Genomic DNA, 26,468 nt, shown 5'->3' on the forward strand with positions numbered 1-26,468 from the left:
GACGGTCTCCCCATGCCGCCCACCCTCGCCTCGCTCGTGCAGCACTCCTCCCTCAAGCTCATCGTCCGCGCGGGTGAGGACCGCCTCGACACCCCCGTCCGCTGGGCCCACGTCAGCGAGCTCGCCGACCCCGTCCCGTACATGGAGGGCGGTGAACTCCTCCTCACGACCGCCCTCACGCTCGACGCGGAGGACCTGGGGGCGATGCGCCGCTATGTGCGGCGGCTGCTCGGCGCCGGGGTGGTCGGGCTCGGCTTCGCGGTGGGCGTCAACTACGAGGAGATCCCGCCGGCCCTGCTCGACGCGGCGCGCGAGGAGCACCTGCCGCTCCTGGAGGTGCCGCGCAGGACCCCGTTCCTGGCCATCAGCAAGGCCGTGTCGGCGGCCATCTCCGCCGACCAGTACCGGGCGGTCACGGCCGGTTTCGAGGCCCAGCGCGAGCTGACCCGCGCCGCGCTCGCCGAGGGCCCGGAGGCCGTCGTCGCCCGGCTCGCCGCGCACGTCGACGGCTGGGCCGCGCTGTACGACGCCTCCGGCGCCGTCGTCGCCGTCTCGCCCGAGTGGGCGGCGCGCCGCGCCGCCCGGCTCACCCCGGACGTGGAGCGGCTGCGCGAGCGGCCCGCGCCCGCCAGCGCGGTCGTCGGCGGTACGGACGACCGCGTCGAGCTCCAGTCGCTCGGCACCGGGCGCCGGGTCCGCGGCGCCCTCGCCGTCGGCACGGGCGCGCCCCTCGGCACGGCCGAGCGGTACGCGGTGCACTCCGCGATCGCCCTGCTCACCCTCACGACGGAACGTTCCCGCTCGCTCCAGGCGGCGGAGCAGCGGCTCGGCGCGGCGGTGCTGCGCCTGATGCTCGCGGGCCAGCCGGAGCCCGCCCGCGCGGTGGCCGGGGACCTGTACGGAGGGCTGCTCGACGCCCCCTACCGGCTGCTCGTCGCCGAGGCCGCCGGGGGAGAGCAGGCAGGGGAGCCGCCGCTGCCGGTGCTCGCCGAGGCCCTGGAGGCCGCCGCGGCCCGCGCGGGCGAGGCGGTGCTCACCGTCGCCGAGAGCGGGCAGCGGCTCGTCGTCCTCGCCGGGGACGGCGGGGCGGTCGTCGCCGCCTGCGAGGGGTACGCGGAGCGGGAGGCGGAGGACGCGGGCGTCGTCGTCGGCCTGTCGGCCCCGGGGGGCCCGAGCGCCGCGGCGGCCGCGTACAAGCAGGCCGAGCAGGCCCTCTCGGTCGCCCGCCGGCGGGGGAAGGCGCTCGTCGAGCACGAGGACCTGGCGGCGGGCTCGGTGCTCCCGCTCCTCGCCGACGACGCCGTCCGCGCCTTCGCCGACGGGATGCTGCGCGCGCTGCGGGAGCACGACGCGACCGGCCGCGGCGACCTGGTGGCCTCGCTGCGCGCCTGGCTCTCCCGGCACGGCCAGTGGGACGCGGCGGCGGCGGACCTGGGCGTCCACCGGCACACGCTGCGCTACCGGATGCGCCGGGTGGAGGAGATCCTCGGCCGCTCGTTGGACGATCCGGACGTCCGGATGGAGCTGTGGCTGGCCCTGAAGGCGACGGGCGAGGACGGGCGGTAGCGGGGGAGCTTCCCGGGCGGTGGCGGGGAGCTTCCTAGTCCGAGCCGAGGGCGCTCCCGTCGTCGCCCCCGCCGCGCTTCCCGCTCCGGCGCCGTCCGGCGCGGACCGCCTCGCCGCCCAGCAGGGTCACGGCGGCGATCGCGCGGACCCAGCGGGGGCCGCCGCGTGCCGCCCAGACCACGGAGGCGCAGCCCGCGACGGTGAGGACCAGGACGCCGATCAGTACGTAAAGGATCATGCTTACCCCCCTGAGGTCATGCGGTCCCGCACATCCTCCCACCCCTCCGCAACACCCTCGGGAGGCTCTCCGCCGTCCGAATTCCGCTGACCCTGCCCGAATCCGGGCAGTTTTCTTGGCTGCCGGGCCCCTCGCTCCCTACTCTCCTGCTCATGACAAGCCCCGCCGTCGACCCGGCCCCCGAGACCCGCCCGGCCGCCCCCGGACCCCGCACCCCGGCGGCTCCCGCCCCCGTCCGCCGGATCACCGGCGCCGTCTGGGCCGCGCTCGGCATCGTGTACGTCGTCTGGGGATCCACGTACCTCGGGATCCGGATCGTCGTCGAGACCCTCCCGCCGTTCCTCTCCGGCGGCGCCCGCTTCGTCACCGCCGGCCTGCTCCTCGCCGCGATCGTCGCCTGGCGGCAGGGCCCCGCCGCCCTCAGGGTCACCCGCCGGGAGCTCGGCTCCGCCGTCCTCGTCGGCCTGCTCCTGATCCTCGGCGGCAACGGCCTCGTCGTCCTCGCCGAGACCTCCATCCCCTCCGGCCTCGCCGCCCTCCTCGTCGCCGCCGTCCCCGTCTGGGTCGTCCTGCTCCGCACGGTCTTCGGCGACCGCCCCGGCCCCGGCGCCTACGGGGGCGTCCTGCTCGGCTTCGCCGGCCTCGGCGTCCTCACCGTCCCCGGCCTCAGCGGCGAGGTGAAGATCGGCGGCGTCCTGCTCGTCCTCGTCGCGGCCCTGCTGTGGTCCGTCGGCTCCGTCTCCTCCGCCCGGCTGCCCATGCCCGCCAACCCCTTCACGGCGAGCGCGTACGAGATGCTGGCCGGCGGCCTCGCCGCGCTCACCCTCGGCCTCGTGCGCGGCGAGCACCACGGCCTCGACCTGGGCGCCGTCTCCGGCCGTTCCTGGGCCGCCCTCGCGTACCTGATCGTCTTCGGCTCGCTCGTCGCCTTCACCGCGTACGCCTGGCTCCTCCAGACCGCGCCGGTCTCCCTCGCCGCCACCTACGCCTACGTGAACCCGGTCGTCGCCGTCCTGCTCGGCGCCCTCGTCCTCGACGAGGCCCTGACCTGGCCGATCCTCCTCGGCGGCGCCGTCGTCGTCGGCGGGGTCTGTCTCATCGTCTCGACCGAGCGGCGCGGATGATCTTCCCTCCCCTCCCCTGACCGGGATTCGACCGTTCCGAGCCGGTGGCGACCGGCGTTCCGCTCGCCCTCGTCGGAGGCCTCTCCCGCGACGAGGACGACGGCAACGCCGAGCTCACGGGCCTGTTCCGGTACGAGGACCTGCTCATCGCCGCCCGCCGGGGCACCCGAACGAGGCGGCCCCTCTCGGCGCCCAGGGGCTGGTGACCCCGCCCCGCCCCCGCCCGCTTCGGCCGAAGCGGACAGAGCCGCCACCCCCACTACTCCATACCGGACAAGCCCGCGCCCGGCGCCCCGGCCCTAACGTGTCACCAGAGCAACCGCTCGCACCCCGAAACGGAAAGGGCCGGGACGCAATGACGACCACCCACGCCTTCTGGCTCGCCGGCCGCGAGGCCACCGGCGACGCCACCTTCGACGTCACGAACTCGTACGACGGACGTCTGGTCGGCAAGGTCAGCGTGCCCACCGAGGCCCAGGTCGAGGAGGCCGTCGCCGCCGCGCACGCCGTCGTCGACGAGTTCGCCGCGACCCCGGCGCACGTCCGCGCCGCCGCCCTCGACCACGTGTCGAAGCGGCTCGCCGAGCGCACCGAGGAGATCGCCCAGCTGATCTCCGCCGAGAACGGCAAGCCCATCAAGTGGGCCCGCGGCGAGGTCGGCCGCGCCGTGTCCGTCTTCCGTTTCGCCGCCGAGGAGGCCCGCCGCTGGAACGCCGGCGAGGCCCAGCGCCTGGACACCGAGGCCGGCGGCGCGGGCCGCCTCGCCCTGACCCGCCGCATCCCCAAGGGCGTCGTCCTCGGCATCGCGCCGTTCAACTTCCCGCTGAACCTCAGCGCCCACAAGGTCGCCCCGGCCATCGCCGTCGGCGCCCCCATCATCCTCAAGCCGGCCCCGTCGACGCCGATCTCCTCCCTGATCCTGGGCGAGATCCTGGCCGAGACCGACCTGCCGGCCGGCTCCTGGTCGATCCTGACCGTGCCGAACGACCGCATGCCCGCCCTCGTCCAGGACGAGCGCCTCCCGGTCATCTCCTTCACCGGCTCCGACAAGGTCGGCTACGCCATCCAGCAGTCGGTGCCGCACAAGCACTGCACCCTGGAGCTCGGCGGCAACGCCGCGGCCGTCGTCCTGCCCGACTGGTCCTCCGAGGCCGACCTGGACTGGGCCGCGAGCCGCATCGCGACCTTCTCCAACTACCAGGGCGGCCAGTCCTGCATCTCCGTCCAGCGCGTGATCGCCGACGCCTCGGTCTACGACCGCCTGGTGCCGAAGATCGTCGCCGCCGTCGAGGCGCAGGTCACCGGCGACCCGGCGGACGACGCCACCGACGTCGGCCCGCTCGTCGACGAGGCCGCCGCCCAGCGCGTCGAGTCCTGGGTCGACGAGGCCGTCGCGGCCGGCGCCAAGCTCCTCGCCGGCGGCAAGCGCGAGGGCGCGACCTACGCCCCGACCGTCCTCACCGACCTCCCGGCCGACGTCACCCTGGCCCGCGCCGAGGTCTTCGGCCCGGTCCTGACCATCGCCAAGGTCGACGGAGAGGCCGAGGCCTTCGCCGCGGTCAACGACTCGGACTTCGGCCTCCAGGCCGGTGTCTTCACCCACGACCTGCAGACCGCCTTCCGCGCCCACCGCGCGCTGGAGGTCGGCGGCGTGATCGTCGGCGACGTCCCCTCGTACCGCGCCGACCAGATGCCGTACGGCGGCGCCAAGCGCTCCGGCGTCGGCCGCGAGGGCGTCAAGTACGCGATGGACGACTACACCTACGAGCGCGTGCTCGTCCTGACGGGCCTCGCCCTCTAAGGGGTACGCCCCATCCGAACCAGGCGGTCCGAGCCCACTGTGCGGGGGCTCGGGCCGCCTTTCCTCATGAGACGGGGGCGTCCACGAGACGGACGACCTCCGCGGGCCCCGCGCGGAACGCCTTGTTCGCGGCGCCGGCCGCGACCATGTGCGGGGCGACGTCGTGGGCGGCGAGGGCCTCGGCCGAGGCCCAGCGCTCGATCAGGACGAAGCGGTCGGGGTCGTCGGCCACCCGGTGGAGGTCGTACTGCAGGCAGCCGTTTTCCGCACGCACCAGGGGCGCGAGCGCCTCGAAGGCGGCGACTTGTTCCGCGCCCCGGCCGGGCAGCGCGGCGACGAGGACGATGAGCTTGATCGGCTGAGACATGCCGCGGACCCTACGCGCGGCCGTTCCGTACGGACGGGGCGTCTCACCAGGAGGACATACCCGGAGGGATCGCCTCCTCTTTCGGGACCCGCCGGTATCGGGTACGACGGACAGGAGCCCAAGGAGGTGTCCATGTCCGCACCCACGCAGCGGCCCAAGGTCACCGAGCGCGAGGCCCGGCAGGTCGCCGAGGCCGCGCGCGAGCGGGACTGGCACAGGCCCAGCTTCGCGAAGGAGCTGTTCCTCGGCCGGTTCCGCCTCGACCTCGTCCACCCGCACCCCCTCCCCGCCGCCGAGGACGTCCGGCGCGGCGAGGCCTTCCTCGCCGTCCTCCGCACCTTCTGCGAGACCCGGATCGACGGCGCCCGCATCGAACGGGAGGCCCGCATCCCCGACGAGACGATCACCGGCCTCAAGGAGATCGGCGCCCTCGGGATGAAGATCGAACCGAAGTACGGCGGCCTCGGCCTCACCCAGCTGTACTACAACCGAGCCCTCGCCCTCGTCGGCTCCGCCAGCCCCGCCGTCGGCGCCCTGCTCTCCGCGCATCAGTCGATCGGCGTACCGCAGCCGCTGAAACTCTTCGGCACCCAGGAGCAGAAGGACGCCTTCCTGCCCCGGCTCGCCCGCACCGACCTCTCCGCCTTCCTGCTCACCGAGCCCGACGTCGGCTCCGACCCGGCGCGCCTCGCCACCACCGCCGTGCCCGACGGGGACGAATACGTCCTCGACGGCGTGAAGCTCTGGACCACCAACGGCGTCGTCGCCGACCTCCTCGTCGTCATGGCCCGCGTCCCCGCCTCCGCGGGACACCCCGGCGGCATCACCGCCTTCGTCGTCGAGGCCGACGCGCCCGGCATCACCGTCGAGCACCGCAACGCCTTCATGGGCCTGCGCGGCCTGGAGAACGGCGTCACCCGCTTCCACCGCGTCCGCGTCCCCGCCGGCAACCGCATCGGCCCCGAGGGCGCCGGCCTCAAGATCGCCCTCACCACCCTCAACACCGGCCGGCTCTCCCTCCCCGCCGCCTGCGCGGGCGCCGCCAAATGGTGTCTGAAGATCGCCCGCGAATGGTCCGGCGTCCGCGAGCAGTGGGGCAGGCCCGTCGGCCGCCACGAGGCCGTCGGCACCAAGATCTCCTTCATCGCGGCCACCGCCTTCGCCCTGGAGGCCGTCGTCGACCTCGCCTCCCAGATGGCCGACGAGGACCGCAACGACATCCGCATCGAGGCCGCCCTCGCCAAGCTGTACGGCTCCGAGAAGGCCTGGCTCATCGCCGACGAACTCGTCCAGATCCGGGGCGGCCGCGGCTACGAGACCGCCGACTCCCTCGCCGCCCGCGGCGAACGGGCGGTCCCCGCCGAGCAGTTGCTCCGCGACCTGCGAATCAACCGCATCTTCGAGGGCTCCACCGAGATCATGCACCTGCTGATCGCCCGCGAGGCCGTCGACGCGCACCTCTCGGTGGCGGGCGACCTCATCGACCCCGAGAAGTCCCTGGGGGACAAGGCGAGGGCGGGCGCCCGGGCCGGCGGCTTCTACGCCCGCTGGCTGCCGGGGCTCGTCACCGGTGCAGGGCAACTCCCGGGCTCTTACGCGGAGTTCGGTGCCCTGGCGACCCACCTCCGGTACGTCGAGCGGACCTCCCGCAGGCTCGCCCGCTCCACCTTCTACGCGATGTCCCGCTGGCAGGGGCGCATGGAGCTCAAGCAGGCCTTCCTCGGGCGGATCGTCGACATCGGCGCGGAACTCTTCGCGATGAGCGCGGCGTGCGTACGGGCCGAGCTCCTCCGCACCACGACCGACCACGGCCGTGAGGCCCGCCAACTCGCCGACGCCTTCTGCCGGCAGGCCCGCCTCCGCACCGAGGAACTCTTCACCCGCCTCTGGTCCAACACGGACGACCTCGACCGGCGGATCGTCGACGCGGTCCTCGACGGGGCCTACACCTGGCTGGAGGAGGGCGTCATCGACCCGAGCGGCCCGGGCCCCTGGATCGCGGACACGCCCTCGGGCCCGTCCCCGGAACCGAACGTCCACCGAAAACTCCCGTAAGACCCGGCGAACGGTGCCCACCCCTCGCGCCTCCCTGTTGTGGGCAGGCGTTCCGCTGGGGCGAGGGGGGTCCCCCCTGCTCGAGCGAAGCCGAGAGCTTGGGGGAGGGTGGGCACAACGGAACGGCGCCCTTGCCGGCGCCAGAGGCTTCCGTGCCTGGACCCGCACCGGCAGGTACGGCGCACTCGTGGTGCGGGTCCAGGCGCGGACCGCGGAGGCGCCGCTGAAGGGCGCCGTCCCGTGTGCCCACCCGTCCCGCCCAGCGGGACGACTGCCCACACGGGCGGGTGGCGGAAGAGCACCGCCCAGGCGGGCGCGGGCCCACAACGGGGGTCCACGTGGCGGACCGGCCCGACGGAAGGGCGGGGCCCGCGGCAGGATGGCCCCGTGACCGTCATCGACATCCCCGGCTCCAAGTCCGTCACCGCCCGCGCGCTCTTCCTCGCCGCCGCCGCGGAGGGCACCACCACCCTCCTGCGCCCGCTCGTCTCCGACGACACCGAGGGCTTCGCCGAGGGCCTCACCGCCCTCGGCTACGGCGTCCGCCGCGAGCCCGACGCCTGGCACATCGAGGGCCGCCCCGCCGGTCCGGGCGCGGAAGAGGCCGACGTGTACTGCCGGGACGGCGCCACGACCGCCCGTTTCCTGCCGACCCTCGCGGCCGCGGGCCACGGCACGTACCGCTTCGACGCCTCCGAGCAGATGCGCCGCCGCCCCCTCGGCCCGCTCAGCACCGCCCTGCGCGACCTCGGCGTCGACCTCCGGCACGGCGAGAAGGACGGCCACCATCCGCTCGACGTCCACGCCGCCGGGGTCAAGGGCGGGGCGCTCACCCTGGACGCCGGGCAGTCCTCCCAGTACCTGACCGCCCTGCTCATGCTGGGGCCGCTCACGGCCGAGGGCCTCGACATCACCGTCACGGACCTCGTCTCGGAGCCGTACGTCGAGATCACCCTGGAGATGATGCGGGCCTTCGGCGCGGAGGTCCGCCGGGAGGGGCGGACGTACCGCGTCGCCCCCACCGGCTACCGCGCACGGACGTACGGCATCGAGCCCGACGCCTCCACCGCCGGCTACTTCTTCGCCGCGGCCGCCCTCCAGCCGGGCCGCTCCGTCACCGTCCCCGGTCTCGGGACCGGTGCCCTCCAGGGCGACCTGGCCTTCGTCGACGTGCTGCGCCGGATGGGCGCCGACGTCGAGGTCACCGACACCGCCACCACCGTCCGCTCCACCGGCACCCTGCGCGGCCTCACCGTCAACATGCGGGACATCTCGGACACGATGCCGACCCTCGCCGCGATCGCGCCGTTCGCCGACGGGCCCGTCCGCATCGAGGACGTCGCCAACACCCGGGTCAAGGAGTGCGACCGGCTCGACGCCTGCGCGGAGAACCTCCGCCGCCTCGGCGTCACCGTCGCCACCGGCCCCGACTGGATCGAGATCCGGCCCGGGACCCCCGCCGGGCCCGTCGAGATCGCCACCCACGGCGACCACCGGATCGTCATGTCCTTCGCGGTCACGGCCCTCCGCACCCCCGGGATCACCTTCGACGACCCCGGCTGCGTGAAGAAGACCTTCCCCGACTTCCACCGGGCCTTCGGGGCATTCGTACGCACCCCGTGAAGGCCGCACAGTCTTTGCGGCAAGAATGGGGGGCATGAGCGACCGCCCCTCTCCTCTCGCCGACCCGCACATCGCCTTCGACGTCTCCGAAGGACGCCGGGACATCGTCGTCCTCGGCTCGACCGGGTCCATCGGCACGCAGGCCATCGACCTGGTGCTGCGCAACCCCGACCGTTTCCGGGTCACCGCCCTGGCCGCCTCCGGCGGCCGGATCGGGCTGCTCGCCGAGCAGGCGCACCGGCTCCGGGTCGCCGCGGTCGCCGTGGCACGCGAGGAGGCGCTGCCCGAGCTGCGGGAGGCGCTGAAGGCGCTGTACGGCTCCGAGCCCCTGCCCGAGCTCCTGGCGGGGCCGGACGCCGCCACGCAGCTGGCCGCGTCGCCGTGCCACACCGTCCTCAACGGCATCACCGGCTCCATCGGCCTCGCGCCGACCCTCGCCGCCCTCGAAGCGGGCCGCACCCTCGCCCTCGCCAACAAGGAGTCGCTGATCGTCGGCGGCCCCCTGGTGAAGGCGCTCGCCAAGCCGGGCCAGATCATCCCGGTCGACTCCGAGCACGCCGCCCTCTTCCAGGCCCTCGCCGCCGGCACCCGCGCCGACGTCCGCAAGCTGGTCGTCACGGCCTCCGGCGGCCCCTTCCGCGGTCGTACGCGCGAGCAGCTGGCCCACGTCACCCGCGAGGACGCGCTCGCCCACCCGACCTGGGCCATGGGCCCGGTGATCACGGTCAACAGCGCGACCCTGGTGAACAAGGGCCTGGAGGTCATCGAGGCCCACCTGCTCTACGACATCCCGTTCGACCGCATCGAGGTCGTCGTCCACCCGCAGTCGTACGTCCACTCCATGGTCGAGTTCACGGACGGCTCCACGCTCGCCCAGGCCACTCCGCCGGACATGCGCGGCCCGATCGCCATCGGCATCGGCTGGCCCGAGCGGGTCCCGGACGCGGCCCCCGCCTTCGACTGGTCCAAGGCCTCCACCTGGGAGTTCTTCCCGCTCGACACCGAGGCCTTCCCGTCCGTCGGCCTGGCCCGGCACGTGGGCGAGCTGGGCGGCACCGCCCCCGCCGTCTTCAACGCCGCGAACGAGGAGTGCGTCGAGGCGTTTCTCGTCGGACGGCTGCCGTTCAACGGAATCATGGATACGGTCACTGCGGTCGTCACGGAGCACGGCACCCCCGCCCGGGGAACCTCGCTGACCGTGTCGGACGTCCTCGAAGCGGAGACCTGGGCCCGGGCCCGGGCCCGAGAGCTCGCAGCGAAGGCAACAGCGGAGGCCCGCGCATGACCGAAATGCTCCTGTACGCCCTGGGCATCGTGCTGTTCGCCCTCGGCCTCCTCGTCTCCATCGCGTGGCACGAGCTCGGCCACCTCTCCACGGCCAAGCTCTTCGGCATCCGCGTGCCGCAGTACATGGTCGGCTTCGGCCCCACGATCTGGTCGAGGAAGCGCGGCGAGACCGAGTACGGCATCAAGGCCATCCCGGCCGGCGGCTACATCCGCATGATCGGCATGTTCCCGCCGGGCAAGGACGGCAGGATCGAGGCCCGCTCCACCTCGCCCTGGCGCTCGATGATCGAGGACGCCCGCGAGGCCTCCTACGAGGAGCTCCAGGCAGGCGACGAGACGCGGCTGTTCTACACGCGCAAGCCGTGGAAGCGCGTGATCGTGATGTTCGCCGGACCGTTCATGAACCTGGTCCTGGCGGTGGTGCTGTTCTTCGGCTCGATGATGACGCTCGGCATCGAGGGCCCGACGACGAAGGTCGCCGGCGTCCAGAAGTGCGTCATCAAGCTCAGCGAGAAGCGCGAGAAGTGCGCGGCGGGGGACCCCGTCTCCCCGGCGTTCGCGGCCGGCCTCAGGAACGGGGACAAGATCCTCGCCCTGAACGGGAAGGCGATGAGCGACTGGGACGCCCTCTCCGACGGCATCCGCTCCGCCCCCATCGGCCCGGCCACCCTCACCGTCGAGCGGGACGGGCGGCGCGTCGACCTCCACCCGACCCTGGTCACCAACAAGGTCGAGAAGAAGGACTCCCACGGCAACGTCGTCCGGCCGGTCGAGTACGTCGACGCCGGCTACCTCGGCTTCCAGCCCAAGTCCGAGGTCGCGCCGCTCAGCTTCGGCGAGACCACCGAGCGCATGACCGACCTCATGGAGAACGGCATCCACTCGGTCATCGCCCTGCCCGGCAAGATCCCCGGCCTCTGGGACGCCACCTTCGGCGACGGCAAGCGCGCCGAGGACTCGCCCGTCGGCGTCCTCGGCGCAGCCCGCCTCACCGGCGAGCTCATGACCGTCGAGGCCCCGCCGGAGCGGATCCTGGTGTGGTTCATGAACATCCTGGTGATGTTCAACGTCTCGCTGTTCCTGTTCAACATGCTCCCGCTGCTGCCGCTCGACGGCGGCCACATCGCGGGCGCCCTGTGGGAGTCCGTCCGCCGCCACACGGCCCGGATCTTCAAGCGCCCCGACCCGGGCCCGTTCGACGTGGCCAAGCTGATGCCCGCCGCCTACGTGGTGGCCGGCGTCTTCGTCTGCTTCACGCTGCTCGTCCTCGCCGCCGACATCGTCAACCCGGTGAAACTGACGTAGTTCCCAGGGGGGCCGCACCCGGTGGTGTCCGGCCCCCCGTCCCCGGGGCGGTAACCTCGGAACCCTGAGCCCGCCGACGCACAACCTTGAGGTTGCACTTCAGATGACCGCGATTTCTCTCGGTATCCCGACCGTTCCGACCCGGCTCGCCGAGCGGCGCAAGAGCCGCCAGATCCAGGTCGGCAGCGTGGCCGTCGGCGGTGACGCTCCCGTCTCCGTCCAGTCGATGACGACGACCCGCACCTCCGACATCGGCGCCACGCTCCAGCAGATCGCCGAGCTGACCGCCTCCGGCTGCCAGATCGTCCGCGTGGCCTGCCCGACCCAGGACGACGCCGACGCGCTCGCCGTGATCGCCCGGAAGTCCTCCATCCCGGTCATCGCCGACATCCACTTCCAGCCGAAGTACGTCTTCGCCGCGATCGACGCGGGCTGCGCCGCCGTCCGCGTCAACCCGGGCAACATCAAGCAGTTCGACGACAAGGTCAAGGAGATCGCCAGGGCCGCGAAGGACGCGGGCACCCCGATCCGCATCGGCGTCAACGCCGGCTCGCTCGACGCCCGCCTCCTGAAGAAGTACGGCAAGGCCACCCCCGAGGCGCTCGTCGAGTCCGCCCTCTGGGAGGCCTCCCTCTTTGAGGAGCACGACTTCCGCGACATCAAGATCTCGGTCAAGCACAACGACCCGGTCGTCATGGTCGAGGCCTACCGCCAGCTCGCCGCCCAGTGCGACTACCCGCTGCACCTCGGCGTCACCGAGGCGGGCCCGGCCTTCCAGGGCACCATCAAGTCGGCCGTCGCCTTCGGCGCCCTGCTCTCCCAGGGCATCGGCGACACCATCCGCGTCTCGCTCTCCGCGCCGCCGGCCGAGGAGATCAAGGTCGGCATCCAGATCCTGGAGTCGCTCAACCTGCGCCAGCGCCGCCTGGAGATCGTCTCCTGCCCGTCCTGCGGCCGCGCCCAGGTCGACGTCTACAAGCTCGCCGAAGAGGTCACCGCCGGCCTCGACGGCATGACCGTCCCGCTGCGCGTCGCCGTCATGGGCTGCGTCGTCAACGGCCCCGGCGAGGCCCGCGAGGCCGACCTCGGCGTCGCCTCCGGCAACGGCAAGGGCCAGATCTTCGTCAAGGGCGAGGTCATCAAGACCGTCCCCGAGTCGAAGATCGTCGAGACCCTCATCGAAGAGGCCCTCAAGATCGCCGAGCAGATGGAGAAGGACGGCGTCGCCAGCGGCGAGCCGACGGTCGCCATCGCCGGCTGACCCCCGGCCCTTCCCGGCACCACCGGTGAAGCCCCTCCACCCCAGCCGGTGGAGGGGCTTCACGTCGGTGACGGGACCCGCCCCAGGGCACGGGGGTACAGTGCGGAGACCAGCAGATCCGTCCCGTGAGGCCCCCTCGTGCTGACAGAGACCACCACTCGGGTCCTCGAACCCGCCGACCTCGGCGCCGCCCTCGCCGTCCTGGAGAGCGCCCCCGTCGAGAACGCCTTCGTGACCGCCCGCGTCCAGGTCGCCGGACTCGATCCCTGGCGCCTCGGCGGCGAGATGTGGGGCTGGTACACCGAGGGCAGACTCCGCTCGCTCTGCTACTCCGGCGCCAACCTGGTCCCCATCTGCGCCACCCCCCAGGCCGTCCGCGCCTTCGCCGACCGGGCCCGCAGGATCGGCCGCCGCTGCTCCTCGATCGTCGGCCCGGCCGAGGCCACCGGCGAACTGTGGCGGCTCCTGGAGCCCAGCTGGGGCCCCGCCAGGGACGTCAGGGCCCACCAGCCGCTGATGATCGCCGAGGAGCCCTCCGCCACGGTCGTGCCCGATCCGCTGGTCCGCCGCGTCCGCAAGGACGAGATGGAGGTGATCATGCCCGCCTGCGTGGCCATGTTCACCGAGGAGGTCGGCGTCTCCCCGCTCGCCAACGACGGCGGACTGCTCTACCAGGCCCGCGTCGCCGAACTCGTCGGGTCCGGCCGCTCCTTCGCCCGCATCGAGGACGGCAAGGTCGTCTTCAAGGCCGAGATCGGCGCCGCCACCCGCCAGGCCTGCCAGATCCAGGGCGTCTGGGTCGCCCCCGAACACCGCGGCAAGGGCCTCTCCGAGACGGGCATGGCCGCCGTCCTCCGGTACGCCCTCGCCGACGTCGCCCCCGTCGTCAGCCTGTACGTCAACGACTACAACACCCCGGCGAGGGCCGCGTACCGCCGCGTCGGCTTCCGCGAGACCGGCGCCTTCATGAGCGTCCTGTTCTGACGCGCTGTCCCGAGACGGGCGGGCGCTTGTAGGGTGCGCCGCATGGATGACGCAGAGATCGAGATCGGTCCGGTCAATCTCGCCGCCCGGGTGGACGAGGCCCTCGCCGTGCAGGCCGTCGCCTTCGGCCTGGACGCGGGCGAGGTCGCCGTGCGCCGCCACATCGTGCTGCGCCACCTCCTCTGCCCCGGCGCCCGCGCCTACGGGGCCACCACCCCCGACGGACGGCTCGTCGGCTTCGTGTACGGGATGCCCAACGACCGCGCCCACTGGTGGTCCACCGTCGTCGAGACGTACCTGCGGGCCACCGGCACCGCCGACTGGCTCGACGACTCCTTCGTCATCACCGAACTCCACGTCCACCCCGACTTCCAGGGCCGGGGCGTCGGCCGCGAGCTGATCACCACCATCACCGACGGCGCCGCCGAGCCCCGCTCCATCCTCTCCGCGATCGACACCGACAGCCCCGCCCGCGGCCTCTACCGGGCCCTCGGCTACGTCGACCTCGCCCGCCAGGTCCACTTCCCGAGCGCCCCCCGCCCGTACGCCGTCATGGGCGCGCCCCTGCCGCTCAAGCGCCGGAACTGATTTCACCTGCCAGGGGCGGCACGGCTAACCTCGGGGCCATCACCGTCCGTCCCTTCAGGAGTACGAGAACCATGGCCAACGCACCGGTCCAGCGCATGTCCCAGTTGATGGCGAAGACGCTGCGCGACGACCCGGCGGACGCCGAGGTCCTCAGCCACAAGCTCCTCGTCCGCGCCGGCTACGTCCGCCGCACCGCCGCCGGCATCTGGAGCTGGCTGCCCCTGGGCAAGAAGGTCCTCTCCAACGTCGAGCGCATCGTCCGCGAGGAGATGGACGCCATCGGCGCCCAGGAGGTCTCCCTGCCCGCGCTGCTGCCCCGCGAGCCCTACGAGGCCACCGGCCGCTGGGACGAGTACGGCGCCGAGCTCTTCCGCCTCCAGGACCGCAAGGGCGGCGACTACCTCCTCGGCCCCACCCACGAGGAGATCTTCACCCTCCTGGTCAAGGACCAGTGCTCGTCCTACAAGGACCTGCCGGTCATCCTGTACCAGATCCAGACCAAGTTCCGCGACGAGGCCCGCCCCCGCGCCGGCATCCTGCGCGGCCGTGAGTTCCTCATGAAGGACTCGTACTCCTTCGACACCGAGGACGAGGGCCTCACGCAGTCCTACGCCCTGCACCGCCAGGCCTACCAGCGCGTCTTCGAGCGCCTCGGCCTCGACTACCGCATCGTCGCCGCCACCGCCGGCGCCATGGGCGGCTCGAAGTCCGAGGAGTTCCTCGCCCCCGCCGAGGCCGGCGAGGACACCTTCGCCGACTGCCCGAACTGCGACTTCGCGGCCAACACCGAGGCCGTCTCCTACGAGCTGCAGCCCGTCGACGGCTCCGCCGTCCCGGCCGCCGAGGAGATCGCCACCCCCGACACCCCCACCATCGAGAGCCTCGCCGCCTTCCTCGGCGTCCCGGCCTCCGCCACCCTCAAGAACCTCCTCGTGAAGGTCGACGGCGAGATCGTCGCCGTGGGCGTGCCCGGCGACCGCGAGGTCGACCTCGGCAAGGTCGAGGAGCACTTCGCCCCCGCCGTGGTCGAGATGGTGACGGAGACGGACTTCGCGGAGCGCGCGGACCTCGTACGGGGCTACGTCGGCCCGCAGGGCCTCGACAAGGTCACGTACGTCGCCGACCCCCGCGTCGCCCCCGGCACCTCCTGGATCACCGGCGCCAACAAGGAGGGCACGCACGCGAAGAACGTCGTCGCGGGCCGTGACTTCGAGGTCTCCGAGTACGTCGACGTCGTCGTCGTCGAGGAGGGCGACCCGTGCCCCAAGTGCGGCACCGGCCTCAAGCTGGACCGCGCCATCGAGATCGGCCACATCTTCCAGCTGGGCCGCAAGTACGCCGACGCCCTCAAGCTCGACGTCCTCGGCCAGAACGGCAAGCCGGTCCGCGTGACCATGGGCTCGTACGGCATCGGCGTCTCCCGCGCGGTCGCGGCCCTCGCCGAGCAGACCGCCGACGAGAAGGGCCTGTGCTGGCCGTCCGAGGTCGCCCCCGCCGACGTCCACGTCGTCGCCGCCGGCAAGGCGCTCCAGACCGAGCTGGCCCTGGAGGTCTCCGACAAGCTGGCCGCCGCCGGTCTGCGCGTCCTCGTCGACGACCGCGCGGGCGTCTCCCCGGGCGTCAAGTTCACCGACGCGGAGCTCATGGGCGTCCCGAAGATCCTGGTGGCCGGCCGTCGCTCGGGCGAGGGCGTGGTGGAGCTCAAGGACCGCCGCACGGGGGAGCGCGAGGAACTGACGGTCGCCGAGGCCCTCACCCGCCTCACCTCCTGACCCCACCGGGGCGGCGCCCCTCCGACCGACCGCCCCTGTCCGTGACCCGCCCCCGGCCCACCCGCCGGGGCGGTGCCCTTCCGCCACCCGCCGTGTGGGCAATCGTCCCGCTGGGCGAGGGGGTCCCCCCTGCTCGAGCGAAGCCGAGAGCTTGGGGGAGGGTGGGCACACGGGACGGCGCCCTTCGCGGCGCCTCCGCGTTCCGCGCCTGGACCCGCACCGACAGCGGCGGCGCGCAACGGGGTGCGGGTTCAGGCGCGGGAGCCTCTGGCGCCGGCAGGGGCGCCGTTCCGTTGTGCCCACCCGTTCCGCCCCTTGCGGAACGCCTGCCCACAACGGGGGCGCGGGGGGCGTCAGGCGTCGGGTTCTCTGTGGGTGGGCTCCACCGAGGAGCCCGTCAGGTCCTCGACCGCCTCCTCCGCAGCCGCCCGCCCCCTCAGATACGCCTCGCTCAGCGGCGGCCCCGGCGGCGGCATCGGCGGCAGCGACGGCGGTACCGGCGCCGATGGCGACGGCGCCTGCGCCTGCGCCGGCTCCGCCTCCGAGGCCGCGTCCGGCGTCGCCCGCTCCAGGAACCGCAGCAGTTCCACCGGGATCGGCAGGACCAGCGTCGAGTTCTTCTCCGCGGACACCGCCATCACCGTCTGCAGCAGCCGCAGCTGCAGCGCCGCCGGCTGGTCGGACATGACGCCCGCCGCCTCGGCCAGCTTCTTCGAGGCCTGGAGTTCCGCGTCCGCGTTGATCACGCGAGCCCGCCGTTCCCGGTCGGCCTCCGCCTGCCGGGCCATGGAGCGTTTCATCGTCTCGGGCAGGGAGACGTCCTTGATCTCGACGCGGTCGATGGCCACGCCCCAGCCCATCGCCGGGCTGTCGAGCATGAGTTCGAGCCCCTGGTTGAGCTTCTCCCGGTTGGACAGCAGGTCGTCGAGGTCGCTCTTGCCGATGATGGACCGGAGCGAGGTCTGCGCCATCTGGGAGACCGCGAACTTGTAGTCCTCGACGCGGACCAGCGCGTCGGCCGCGTCGACGACCTTGAAGTAGACGACCGCGTCGACCCGTACCGTCACGTTGTCGCGGGTGATGCCCTCCTGCGCGGGCACGGGCATGGTGACGATCTGCATGTTCACCTTGTGCAGGCGGTCCACGAGCGGAACGATCATCGTGAAGCCGGGGGAGCGGATGTCGTCGCGCAGCCGGCCGAAGCGGAAGACGACGCCGCGCTCGTACTGCTTGACCACGCGCGCCGCCGCGCCCGCGTACACCGCGGCCGCCGCGGCCGCGCCGGCCGCCGCCATCACCAGCTCTTGCATCATCACGGCCCCCTGGATCGAGCCGAACAGTACAAAAAGGGTATTCCCCTACAGCCAGCTCGCGAACTCGAGGAGCAGCTCGGCGTCCTGCCGCCGCCCCGCCGTCAGCGCCCGCGTCCCCGACTCGACCGCGCGGAACAGGCTCCAGCCGCGCAGCCGCTCCCGGTCCAGGTCCAGGGAGTCCGCGAGCTTGTTGACCCGCCGCCGGGCCGCCGAGGCCCCCGAGGAGGCGGCCACCAGGTCCTCGACCCGGTCCCGCACGAGCCGGGCGAGGTCGTAGGCCCGCTCGCCGACCAGCGGCTCGGGGCCGACGGCCAGCCAGGGCGCCCGGTCGCCGGCGAGCACCTTGCCCTGCCGGAAGTTCCCGTGCAGCAGCACCGTCTCCGTGTCGCCCCCGACCAGCTCCTCGCGGGCCGCGAGCGCCGCCGCGGCCAGCTCCGCGGTGGCCGGGTCCGCGCGGTACGGCTCCATCGCCCCCGCCTGCCGGGCCGTCCGCTCCGTCACCGTCTCGAAGCCGTGCCCGGCCGGCGGCTCGACCCAGAGCCTGCGCACGGTGCCCGCCGCCTCCAGGAGCGCCTTCGCCTCCGGCAGGGAGCGCAGCGAGACCTCGGGGTGGAGCCGTTCGAGGACGAGCGCGCCCTCCCCGGCCTCGTCGAGGAGCTGGGCCGCGCCCCAGCCGTTCCAGTGCGCCAGCGCGTCCCGCTCCAGGTCCGGCCGGGTGAACGGCGGCGCGATCTTGAGCGCGGCGGGGGAGCCGTCGGAGCGCCGGACGAGCACGACCAGGCTGCTCCGTCCGCCGGGGGCCATCACCCGCTCGGTGTCCAGGGACGCCCGGTCGAGCGCCCGGCCGGCGAGCTCCGGCAGCTCCCCGAGCCACTCGGCCGCCGCGGCGTCCCCGTACGTCTCACCGAGCGTCCTGGCCAGTCGCTGCGGCGGTTCGAAACCCATGCGTGCGTTGTTCCTTCGGTCGGGGCGGGACTCGGTCGGGGCGGGACTACACCCGCTCGGCGAGCCCAGGAAAGGTTACGCCGCTGCCGCGCCAGCGGACCGCGCGTACCGCCGCCTCGCGGAGCGCGGCGGCCGCCTCCGCGCGCGCCCGTCCCCCGGTGGCCCGCACGAGGTCGGAGTACACGCCGGCCACCCGGTCCTCCAGGACCGCCGCGAGCCGCACCGCGTCGGCCGGGCCCCCGACCCGGAACGGCAGCCCGTACGCGGCCTCCGCCGCCACCGGCGTCCCGCCGAGGTCCCGCACGGCCCGGCGCAGCGCGTCCCGCCGAGCCCGGTGCGCCTCGTACGCGGCGGTGGCCTCGGCCCGCCGCTCGGTGCCGATCCGGCCGCCGACGACCCCGTACCCGTACACCGCGGCGTGCTCGGCGGCCAGCGCGGCCTGGGTCGCGTCGAGGGCGCTCATGCCGGTGCTCCTTCGGTCAGCAGGTAGGCGTGGGCGGCGCAGGCCGCCGCGACGGAGGCGAGCAGCCGGGCGTACTCGGGCGGGGCGGTGAGCAGTGCGGCCGCGTGGCCGTCGGAGGCACCGCGCTCGGCGGCGGCGAGTTCCCGGAGGGCGGCCCGGGGGTCGGCCGCCACCCGGACGGGTGCGGCGGGGACCGTGGACCTTCCCGAGGCCGAGGGAGAGGCGGAGGCCGAAGCCGGGGCGGACGGGGAGGCGTCCGCGGAGGCCGTCGCCGCGACGGGTTCCACCGTCGTGCCGCCCTCGCCGAGGGCCTTCGCGTGGGCCGCCACCGCGCGGCGCAGCGGGGTCAGCCGGGGGGCCAGGGAGGGATGGGCGGCGAGCGTCGCGTCGTAACGTTCCAGCAGGCCGCGCGCGGCGGTCACCGACCGCAGCCGCAGGGCCGCCTCGGCGCGCGCCACCCGTTCGGCCTCCAGCTCGGCGGCGCTCGGCCGCCGGGTCCGCCCGCCGGGGGAGGAGGTGCAGCCCGCGAGGGCGGTCACGCCCGCCGCCGCACCCGCCACGAGGAGTGCGCGCCTGCCCGTCGTCGTCACGCCTTCTCCCTCGGCTGCCGTCCGTCGTCGAAGATCGTCGAGATCACCGCAGGCGAGCGTACCCGCGGGCCCCGGGGCGATGGACGGCAACACCCTCCCGGACCGGATACCCTTTGGTCTGACACGCGACGAACCCACAACAGCACACGCGGCCGAGGAGTCACCCGGATGAGCACCACCCAGAGCGACAGGCTGCGCGGACTCGTGGAGCCGCTCGTCGCCGCGAAGGACCTGGATCTGGAAGAGATCGAGGTGTCCCGGGCCGGCCGCCGCGGGCTGCTGCGGATCGTCGTCGACTCGGACGAGGGCGTGGAGCTGGACCTCTGCGCCGAGCTGAGCCGCGAGATCTCCGAGAAGCTCGACGAGACCGACGCGATGGGCGACGGCGAGTACGTCCTCGAGGTCAGTTCCCCCGGCGCCGAGCGCCCCCTCACCGAGCACCGCCACTACGTGCGCGCCACCGGCCGCCTGGTGAAGCTGCAGCTCGCCGAGGGCGAGGACCTGGTCGCCCGCATCCTGGCCGTGGACGAGGACGGCCTCGACATGGAGGTGCCGGGCGTGAAGGGGCGCAAGCCCACCGCCCGCCGGGTCGCTTTCGCCGACATCGCCAAGGCGCGTGTCGAGATCGAGTTCAACCGCAAGGACAAGAAGGAAGAGGAGGCGTAGCCGTGGACATCGACGTGAAGCTCCTGAAGGGCTTGGCACAGGAGAAGGAAATCTCCTTCGAGATGCTGGTCGAGGCGATCGAGTCGGCCCTCCTCATCGCGTACCACCGCACCCCCGACGCCCGCCGCCACGCGCGCGTGGAGCTGAACCGGGCCACCGGCCACGTGACGGTGTGGGCGAAGGAGGACCCCTCCGACCTGGAGGAGGGCCAGGAGCCCAAGGACTTCGACGACACCCCGTCGGACTTCGGCCGGATCGCGGCGAGCACCGCCCGCCAGGTCATCCAGCAGCGGCTGCGGGACGCCGAGAACGACGTGACCTTCGGCGAGTACGCCCGCCGCGAGGGCGACGTCGTCGCCGGTGTGGTGCAGCAGGGCAAGGACCCGAAGAACGTCCTCGTCAAGCTGGACGACAAGCTGGAGGCCATCCTTCCGGTGCAGGAGCAGGTGCCGGGCGAGGAGTACACGCACGGCCTGCGGCTGCGCACGTACGTCGTCCGGGTGGCGAAGGGCGTCCGCGGTCCGTCCGTCACCCTCTCGCGCACGCACCCCAATCTGGTGAAGAAGCTCTTCGCCCTGGAGGTCCCGGAGATCGCCGACGGCTCGGTCGAGATCGCGGCCATCGCCCGTGAGGCCGGTCACCGCACCAAGATCGCCGTCCGTTCCACCCGTTCGGGCCTGAACCCCAAGGGCGCCTGCATCGGCCCGATGGGCAGCCGCGTCCGCAACGTGATGGCGGAGCTGCTCGGCGAGAAGATCGACATCGTCGACTGGTCGGACGACCCGGCCGAGATGGTGGCGAACGCGCTCTCCCCGGCGCGGGTCTCCAAGGTCGAGGTCGTCGACCTCGCCGCCCGCTCCGCCCGGGTGACGGTGCCGGACTACCAGCTGTCGCTGGCCATCGGCAAGGAGGGCCAGAACGCCCGCCTCGCCGCGCGGCTCACCGGCTGGCGGATCGACATCCGTCCGGACACGGAGCCGGCCGAGCCTCAGGGCTGAGACCGTTTTTGGACAACGACTGTTCGATTCTTGCCCCGAACGGGTGGGGTCGGTGCGGGGAGGTAGACTTAATAGTGTCTGGCCGGACGCATGCCCGCGCGTGCCCTGAGCGAACCTGTGTGGGATGCCGGGAGCGAGCGGCCAAGAGCGATCTGCTGCGGATCGTGGTGAACAAGGACGAGTGCGTTCCTGATCATCGCGGTACGCTGCCCGGCCGGGGTGCGTACCTGCACCCCGCCGTGGTCTGTCTCGACCTGGCGGTCCGCCGCCGAGCTTTCCCGAGGGCCCTCAAGGTCCAGGGACCGCTCGACACCGCGGCGCTCCGCCACCATGTCGAGCAGGCGGCACCGCAGTGAACAAGAAGTACGGCACGGAACACCGTGCGGTCAGGTACCTCGCGAGTTGGAAGTAGGTCGAGATTGCGATGAGCACTCGATGAGTACGCGATGAGTACGCCCATGAAGTAGCGACGGTCCGGCGGTAACCGGACCTAAAAGGAGCGAAGTGGCTAAGGTCCGGGTATACGAACTCGCCAAGGAGTTCGGTGTGGAGAGCAAGGTCGTCATGGCCAAGCTCCAAGAACTCGGTGAATTCGTCCGTTCGGCGTCCTCGACGATCGAGGCGCCGGTCGTGCGCAAGTTGACTGACGCTTTGCAGGGTCCCGGCGGCAACGCCGGCAAGACCGCTGCCAAGCCCGGCGCGCCCCGCAAGGCGGCGCCCTCCCCCGCGGCGCCGTCTCCGGCCGCCGCGGCACGTCCCGCTGCTCCGAAGCCCGGCGCCCCGGCCCCCAAGCCGGCCCCCGCCGCGCCCGCGGCGCCGGCGCCGGTCACTCCGGCCGCGCCCGCGAGCAGCACCCCCTCTCCGGCTCCGGCCGCCTCGGGCCCCCGCCCGGGCCCGAAGCCCGCGCCCAAGCCGGTCACGCCGGCTCCGGCCGCCCCGGAGTTCACCGCGCCTCCGTCGGCTCCCGCCGCCGGTCCGCGCCCCGGTGGCGCCACCCCGGGTCCCCGTCCCACCGGCGAGCGTCCCGCCCGCCCGGGTCAGGGCTCCCCCCGTCCGCAGGGCCAGGGCGCTCCGCGCCCCGGCGGCCAGCAGGCCCCCCGTCCGGGCGGTGCCCGTCCGGCCGGTCCCCGTCCGGGCAACAACCCCTTCACCTCGGGTGGCTCCACCGGAATGGCGCGCCCGCAGGCGCCCCGTCCGGGTGGCGGCGCTCCCCGTCCCGGCGGCCCCGGTGCCGTTCCGGGCGCCCCGCGTCCGCAGGGCGGCCCCGGCGGCGCTCCGCGTCCGCAGGGTCAGGGCGGTGCCCGTCCCACCCCCGGTGGCATGCCTCGTCCGCAGGCTCCCCGTCCGGGCGGCGCGCCCGGCGGTAACCGTCCCAACCCGGGCATGATGCCGCAGCGTCCCGCTGCCGGCCCGCGTCCCGGCCCCGGCGGTCGTGGCCCCGGTGGCCCCGGCGGTCGTCCGGGCGGTCCCGGCGGCGGCGGCGGTCGTCCCGGCTTCGCCGGTCGTCCGGCCGGTCCCGGCGGTGGCGGCGGCGGCTTCGCCGGTCGTCCCGGCGGTCCCGGTGGCGGCGGCGGTCGTCCGGGTGGTCCCGGCGGCGGTGGCGGCGGCTTCGGCGGTCGTCCCGGCGGCTTCGGCGGCCGTCCCGGCGGTCCGGGTGGCCGTGGTGGCACGCAGGGCGCCTTCGGTCGTCCCGGCGGTCCCGCGCGTCGTGGTCGCAAGTCGAAGCGTCAGAGGCGCCAGGAGTACGAGGCCATGCAGGCCCCGTCCGTGGGCGGCGTGATGCTGCCTCGCGGCAACGGCGAAGCCATTCGCCTGTCGCGCGGTGCGTCCCTCACCGACTTCGCGGAGAAGATCGGCGCCAACCCGGCGTCGCTCGTCGCGGTCATGATGAACCTCGGCGAGATGGTCACGGCCACGCAGTCGGTCTCCGACGAGACGCTGCAGCTCCTCGGCGACGAGATGAACTACCAGGTTCAGATCGTCTCGCCGGAGGAGGAGGACCGTGAGCTGCTCGAGTCCTTCGACATCGAGTTCGGCGAGGACGAGGGCGGCGAAGAGGCCCTGGTCTCCCGTCCGCCGGTCGTGACCGTCATGGGTCACGTCGACCACGGCAAGACCCGACTCCTCGACGCGATCCGCAAGACCAACGTGGTCGCGGGCGAGGCCGGTGGCATCACCCAGCACATCGGTGCCTACCAGGTCTCCACCCAGGTCAACGACGAAGAGCGTCGCATCACCTTCATCGACACCCCGGGTCACGAGGCGTTCACCGCCATGCGTGCCCGTGGTGCGAAGTCGACCGACATCGCGATCCTCGTGGTCGCGGCCAACGACGGCGTCATGCCGCAGACGATCGAGGCGCTCAACCACGCCAAGGCCGCCGGCGTCCCGATCGTCGTCGCGGTCAACAAGATCGACGTCGAGGGTGCCGACCCGACCAAGGTCCGCGGTCAGCTGACCGAGTTCGGTCTGGTGGCCGAGGAGTACGGCGGCGACACGATGTTCGTCGACATCTCCGCCAAGCAGGGTCTGCACATCGACTCCCTGCTGGAGGCCGTGGTCCTCACCGCGGACGCCTCGCTCGACCTTCGGGCCAACCCGAACCAGGACGCGCAGGGCATCGCGATCGAGTCCCACCTCGACCGCGGCCGCGGTGCCGTCTCGACCGTCCTCGTCCAGCGCGGAACGCTGCGCATCGGCGACACGATGGTCGTCGGCGACGCGTACGGCCGCGTCCGGGCGATGCTCGACGACAAGGGCAACAACGTCGAGGAGGCGACCCCGTCGACTCCCGTCCTCGTCCTGGGTCTCACCAACGTCCCGGGTGCGGGCGACAACTTCCTCGTCGTCGACGAGGACCGCACCGCCCGTCAGATCGCCGAGAAGCGCGCCGCGCGTGAGCGCAACGCCGCCTTCGCCAAGCGCGTCCGCCGGGTGTCCCTCGAGGACCTCGACAAGGTGCTCAAGGCCGGTCTCGTCCAGGAACTCAACCTCATCATCAAGGGCGACGCGTCCGGTGCGGTCGAGGCCCTCGAGTCCTCGCTGCTCCAGCTCGACGTCGGCGAAGAGGTCGACATCCGCGTCCTGCACCGCGGTGTGGGTGCGGTCACGGAGTCGGACATCGACCTGGCCATGGGCTCCGACGCCATCGTCATCGGCTACAACGTCCGTGCGGCCGGCCGTGCCGCGCAGATGGCGGAGCGCGAGGGCGTCGACGTCCGGTACTACTCGGTCATCTACCAGGCGATCGAGGAGATCGAGGCGGCGCTCAAGGGCCTCCTCAAGCCGGAGTACGAAGAGGTCGAGCTCGGTACGGCGGAGATCCGCGAGGTCTTCCGCTCGTCCAAGCTGGGCAACATCGCCGGTGTCCTCATCCGCTCGGGCGAGGTCAAGCGCAACACCAAGGCGCGCCTCATCCGCGACGGCAAGGTCATCGCGGAGAACCTCAACATCGAGGGCCTGCGCCGCTTCAAGGACGACGTCACCGAGATCCGCGAGGGCTTCGAGGGTGGTATCAACCTCGGAAACTTCAACGACATCAAGATCGACGACGTCATCGCGACGTACGAGATGCGCGAGAAGCCGCGCGCGTAACGCGTAGGGCTGCGTCCGGGGCCGGTCGGCGGAAGATATTTCCGTCGATCGGCCCCGGCCGTTGCGTGTACGGTTCTGGTGTCCCTGCCGAGCGACGGCCCGGCAGGCCACCGAACCCGAACCGGCGGGACATCCGGCACCGCATGTACGTGGGGACTCTGTCCTTCGACCTGCTCCTCGGCGACGTTCATTCGTTGAAGGAGAAACGCTCCGTCGTCCGGCCCATCGTCGCCGAGCTCCAACGCAAGTTCTCCGTGAGCGCGGCCGAGGTGGGCGACCAGGACCTCCACCGCAGGGCCCGGCTGGGCGTCGCACTGGTGTCCGGGGACCCGGGGTTCGTATCGGACGTGCTCGACCGCTGTGAGCGGCTCGTCGCCGCACGGCCGGAGGTGGAACTCCTTTCGGTGCGCCGAAGGCTCCACACTGATGAAGACTGATCTGAGCAAGGCAAAGAAGGAGAAGGACCAGTGGCCGACAACGCGCGGGCGAAGAAGCTGGCGGACCTCATCCGGGAGGTGGTCGCCGAGAAGCTGCAGCGCGGCATCAAGGACCCCCGCCTGGGCACGCACGTGACCATCACGGACACCCGCGTCACCGGCGATCTGCGGGAGGCCACGGTCTTCTACACGGTCTACGGCGACGACGAGGACCGCGCGAGCGCCGCGGCCGGCCTGGAGAGCGCCAAGGGCATCCTCCGCTCGGCCGTGGGCCGGGCGGCGGGGACCAAGTTCACCCCGACCCTGACCTTCGTGGCCGACGCCCTCCCGGAGAACGCGCGGACGATCGAGGACCTCCTCGACAAGGCGCGGGCCTCGGACGCCCAGGTGCGGGAGGCCTCCTCGGGCGCCTCCTTCGCGGGCGACGCCGACCCCTACAAGAAGCCGGGCGAGGACGAAGCCGCCGAATGAGCACCTCGGGAAAGACGCCCGACGGGCTTGTCATCGTCGACAAGCCGTCGGGCTTCACTTCGCACGACGTCGTGGCCAAGATGCGCGGGATCGCCAAGACCCGTCGCGTCGGCCACGCCGGCACGCTCGACCCCATGGCCACGGGCGTCCTCGTCCTCGGCGTGGAGCGGGCGACCAAGCTGCTCGGTCACCTCGCGCTGACCGAGAAGGAGTACCTGGGCACCATCCGCCTGGGCCAGACGACGATCACCGATGACGCCGAGGGCGAGATCACGGCGTCGATCGACGCTTCGAAGGTCACCCGCGAGCAGATCGACGCGGGCGTCGCCGAGCTGACCGGCGCCATCATGCAGGTGCCGTCGAAGGTCTCCGCGATCAAGATCGACGGCAAGCGGTCGTACGCGCGCGTGCGCGGCGGCGAGGAGTTCGAGATCCCGGCCCGCCCGGTCACCGTCTCCTCCTTCCGGGTGTACGACGTCCGCGACGACACCGCCGAGGACGGCACGCCCGTCATCGACCTGGTCGTCTCGGTGGTCTGCTCCTCCGGTACGTACATCCGGGCGCTCGCCCGGGACCTCGGCGCCGGACTCGGCGTCGGCGGCCACCTGACCGCGCTGCGGCGCACCCGGGTCGGCCCGTACAAGCTGGACTCGGCCCGGACCCTGGACCAGCTCCAGGAGGAGCTGACGGTCATGCCGGTCGCCGACGCGGCCGCGGCGGCGTTCCCGCGCTGGGAGGTCGACGAGAAGCGCGCCAGGCTGCTGCTCAACGGCGTCCGCCTGGAGATGCCGGAATACCCGAAGGGGCCCGTCGCGGTCTTCGGGCCCGAGGGGAAGCTGCTCGCGCTCGTCGAGGAGCAGCGGGGCAAGGCCAAGAGCCTCGCCGTCTTCGGCTGAGCCGATCGACTCCGTCGTGGGGGGGGGGGGGGCGGGGGGGCCCCCCCCCCCCCCCCCCCCCCCCCCCCCCCCCCCCCGCCGGCGGGCGCCCCCCCCCCCCCGCCCCCCCCCCCGCGCCCGCGCG

General features: G+C 73.1%; 25 protein-coding genes. 19 read left to right on the top strand and 6 right to left on the bottom strand.

Annotation, left to right across the window (positions count from 1 at the left end):
• Window positions 1–12: 12 nt before the first annotated feature.
• Entirely contained in the window at window positions 13–1,566 is a 1,554-nt protein-coding gene (locus tag ACFYUZ_RS24740; protein WP_389312604.1) for a PucR family transcriptional regulator, read from the top strand.
• Window positions 1,567–1,600: 34 nt separating this feature from the next.
• Here ACFYUZ_RS24740 and ACFYUZ_RS24745 read toward each other — a convergent pair whose 3' ends face one another.
• Window positions 1,601–1,804 (bottom strand): hypothetical protein, encoded by a 204-nt coding sequence (locus ACFYUZ_RS24745; RefSeq protein ID WP_389312606.1) that lies wholly within the window; start codon window positions 1,802–1,804, stop codon window positions 1,601–1,603.
• Window positions 1,805–1,956: 152 nt separating this feature from the next.
• Between ACFYUZ_RS24745 and ACFYUZ_RS24750 the strand changes: the two genes are divergently transcribed.
• The 3 genes from ACFYUZ_RS24750 (at window position 1,957) to ACFYUZ_RS24760 (ending at window position 4,729) form a co-directional block, all read left to right on the top strand.
• Entirely contained in the window at window positions 1,957–2,928 is a 972-nt protein-coding gene (locus ACFYUZ_RS24750) for an EamA family transporter (RefSeq protein ID WP_389312608.1), read from the top strand.
• A gap of 44 nt (window positions 2,929–2,972) precedes the next feature.
• The gene (locus tag ACFYUZ_RS24755) at window positions 2,973–3,134 is read left to right on the top strand and encodes a hypothetical protein (protein ID WP_389312610.1); all 162 of its coding nucleotides are present in this window, start codon (window positions 2,973–2,975) and stop codon (window positions 3,132–3,134) included.
• Between the two features lie 149 nt (window positions 3,135–3,283).
• A complete protein-coding gene (locus tag ACFYUZ_RS24760) occupies window positions 3,284–4,729 on the top strand; it encodes an aldehyde dehydrogenase family protein (RefSeq protein ID WP_356903166.1) in 1,446 nt (481 codons plus the stop codon).
• Window positions 4,730–4,793: 64 nt separating this feature from the next.
• On the opposite strand, the gene ACFYUZ_RS24765 is transcribed toward ACFYUZ_RS24760, so the two are convergent.
• On the bottom strand, window positions 4,794–5,096 hold the full coding sequence (locus ACFYUZ_RS24765; RefSeq protein ID WP_389312612.1) for a putative quinol monooxygenase: 303 nt from the start codon (window positions 5,094–5,096) through the stop codon (window positions 4,794–4,796).
• A gap of 132 nt (window positions 5,097–5,228) precedes the next feature.
• On the opposite strand from ACFYUZ_RS24765, the gene ACFYUZ_RS24770 reads away from it, so the two are divergent.
• The 8 genes from ACFYUZ_RS24770 (at window position 5,229) to ACFYUZ_RS24805 (ending at window position 15,971) form a co-directional block, all read left to right on the top strand.
• Window positions 5,229–7,151 (top strand): acyl-CoA dehydrogenase family protein, encoded by a 1,923-nt coding sequence (locus tag ACFYUZ_RS24770; protein WP_389312614.1) that lies wholly within the window; start codon window positions 5,229–5,231, stop codon window positions 7,149–7,151.
• Window positions 7,152–7,538: 387 nt separating this feature from the next.
• Complete coding sequence (aroA, locus tag ACFYUZ_RS24775) at window positions 7,539–8,774, top strand: 3-phosphoshikimate 1-carboxyvinyltransferase (RefSeq protein WP_389312616.1); 1,236 nt, start codon at window positions 7,539–7,541, stop codon at window positions 8,772–8,774.
• Between the two features lie 34 nt (window positions 8,775–8,808).
• Window positions 8,809–10,059, top strand: coding sequence for a 1-deoxy-D-xylulose-5-phosphate reductoisomerase (dxr, locus tag ACFYUZ_RS24780; protein ID WP_389312618.1), 1,251 nt, complete (start codon window positions 8,809–8,811; stop codon window positions 10,057–10,059).
• Entirely contained in the window at window positions 10,056–11,366 is a 1,311-nt protein-coding gene (locus ACFYUZ_RS24785; protein WP_389312620.1) for a M50 family metallopeptidase, read from the top strand. The genes dxr and ACFYUZ_RS24785 overlap by 4 nt, the downstream gene beginning before the upstream one ends.
• 103 nt (window positions 11,367–11,469) lie before the next feature.
• Entirely contained in the window at window positions 11,470–12,627 is a 1,158-nt protein-coding gene (gene ispG, locus ACFYUZ_RS24790; RefSeq protein ID WP_123455666.1) for a flavodoxin-dependent (E)-4-hydroxy-3-methylbut-2-enyl-diphosphate synthase, read from the top strand.
• 138 nt (window positions 12,628–12,765) lie between these two features.
• Window positions 12,766–13,611, top strand: a complete 846-nt coding sequence (locus ACFYUZ_RS24795; protein WP_389312622.1) for a GNAT family N-acetyltransferase — start codon at window positions 12,766–12,768, stop codon at window positions 13,609–13,611.
• 42 nt (window positions 13,612–13,653) lie between these two features.
• On the top strand, window positions 13,654–14,199 hold the full coding sequence (locus tag ACFYUZ_RS24800) for a GNAT family N-acetyltransferase (protein ID WP_389312624.1): 546 nt from the start codon (window positions 13,654–13,656) through the stop codon (window positions 14,197–14,199).
• 71 nt (window positions 14,200–14,270) lie between these two features.
• Window positions 14,271–15,971, top strand: a complete 1,701-nt coding sequence (locus tag ACFYUZ_RS24805) for a proline--tRNA ligase (protein ID WP_389312626.1) — start codon at window positions 14,271–14,273, stop codon at window positions 15,969–15,971.
• Between the two features lie 353 nt (window positions 15,972–16,324).
• Here the strand turns inward: ACFYUZ_RS24805 and ACFYUZ_RS24810 are convergent, their stop codons facing one another.
• The 4 genes from ACFYUZ_RS24810 to ACFYUZ_RS24825 are packed head-to-tail and all read right to left on the bottom strand — an operon-like array spanning window position 16,325 to window position 19,282.
• Window positions 16,325–17,284, bottom strand: a complete 960-nt coding sequence (locus tag ACFYUZ_RS24810; protein ID WP_389312628.1) for a slipin family protein — start codon at window positions 17,282–17,284, stop codon at window positions 16,325–16,327.
• A 45-nt stretch (window positions 17,285–17,329) separates the two neighbouring features.
• The gene (locus ACFYUZ_RS24815; RefSeq protein WP_389312630.1) at window positions 17,330–18,229 is read right to left on the bottom strand and encodes an aminoglycoside phosphotransferase family protein; all 900 of its coding nucleotides are present in this window, start codon (window positions 18,227–18,229) and stop codon (window positions 17,330–17,332) included.
• Between the two features lie 46 nt (window positions 18,230–18,275).
• Window positions 18,276–18,692 (bottom strand): DUF4439 domain-containing protein, encoded by a 417-nt coding sequence (locus ACFYUZ_RS24820; protein WP_389312631.1) that lies wholly within the window; start codon window positions 18,690–18,692, stop codon window positions 18,276–18,278.
• Complete coding sequence (locus tag ACFYUZ_RS24825) at window positions 18,689–19,282, bottom strand: hypothetical protein (protein ID WP_389312632.1); 594 nt, start codon at window positions 19,280–19,282, stop codon at window positions 18,689–18,691. Before ACFYUZ_RS24825 ends, ACFYUZ_RS24820 begins: the two co-directional genes overlap by 4 nt.
• Before the next feature lie 168 nt (window positions 19,283–19,450).
• On the opposite strand from ACFYUZ_RS24825, the gene rimP reads away from it, so the two are divergent.
• From rimP to truB, 7 genes are all read left to right on the top strand, one after another.
• Window positions 19,451–19,948 (top strand): ribosome maturation factor RimP, encoded by a 498-nt coding sequence (gene rimP, locus ACFYUZ_RS24830; RefSeq protein ID WP_389312634.1) that lies wholly within the window; start codon window positions 19,451–19,453, stop codon window positions 19,946–19,948.
• A 2-nt stretch (window positions 19,949–19,950) separates the two neighbouring features.
• Window positions 19,951–20,946, top strand: a complete 996-nt coding sequence (gene nusA / locus ACFYUZ_RS24835; RefSeq protein ID WP_123455674.1) for a transcription termination factor NusA — start codon at window positions 19,951–19,953, stop codon at window positions 20,944–20,946.
• A 74-nt stretch (window positions 20,947–21,020) separates the two neighbouring features.
• A complete protein-coding gene (locus ACFYUZ_RS24840) occupies window positions 21,021–21,302 on the top strand; it encodes a YlxR family protein (RefSeq protein ID WP_389312636.1) in 282 nt (93 codons plus the stop codon).
• Window positions 21,303–21,450: 148 nt separating this feature from the next.
• The gene (gene infB, locus ACFYUZ_RS24845) at window positions 21,451–24,540 is read left to right on the top strand and encodes a translation initiation factor IF-2 (RefSeq protein ID WP_389312638.1); all 3,090 of its coding nucleotides are present in this window, start codon (window positions 21,451–21,453) and stop codon (window positions 24,538–24,540) included.
• A 143-nt stretch (window positions 24,541–24,683) separates the two neighbouring features.
• Complete coding sequence (locus ACFYUZ_RS24850) at window positions 24,684–24,977, top strand: DUF503 domain-containing protein (protein WP_019889861.1); 294 nt, start codon at window positions 24,684–24,686, stop codon at window positions 24,975–24,977.
• A 30-nt stretch (window positions 24,978–25,007) separates the two neighbouring features.
• Complete coding sequence (gene rbfA, locus ACFYUZ_RS24855) at window positions 25,008–25,448, top strand: 30S ribosome-binding factor RbfA (protein WP_225800079.1); 441 nt, start codon at window positions 25,008–25,010, stop codon at window positions 25,446–25,448.
• Entirely contained in the window at window positions 25,445–26,344 is a 900-nt protein-coding gene (gene truB / locus ACFYUZ_RS24860) for a tRNA pseudouridine(55) synthase TruB (protein WP_389312640.1), read from the top strand. Before rbfA ends, truB begins: the two co-directional genes overlap by 4 nt.
• The last annotated feature ends 124 nt before the right edge of the window (window positions 26,345–26,468 follow it).

The sequence above is a fragment of the Streptomyces sp. NPDC004266 genome (genome assembly GCF_042874095.1).
GTDB lineage: Bacteria > Actinomycetota > Actinomycetes > Streptomycetales > Streptomycetaceae > Streptomyces.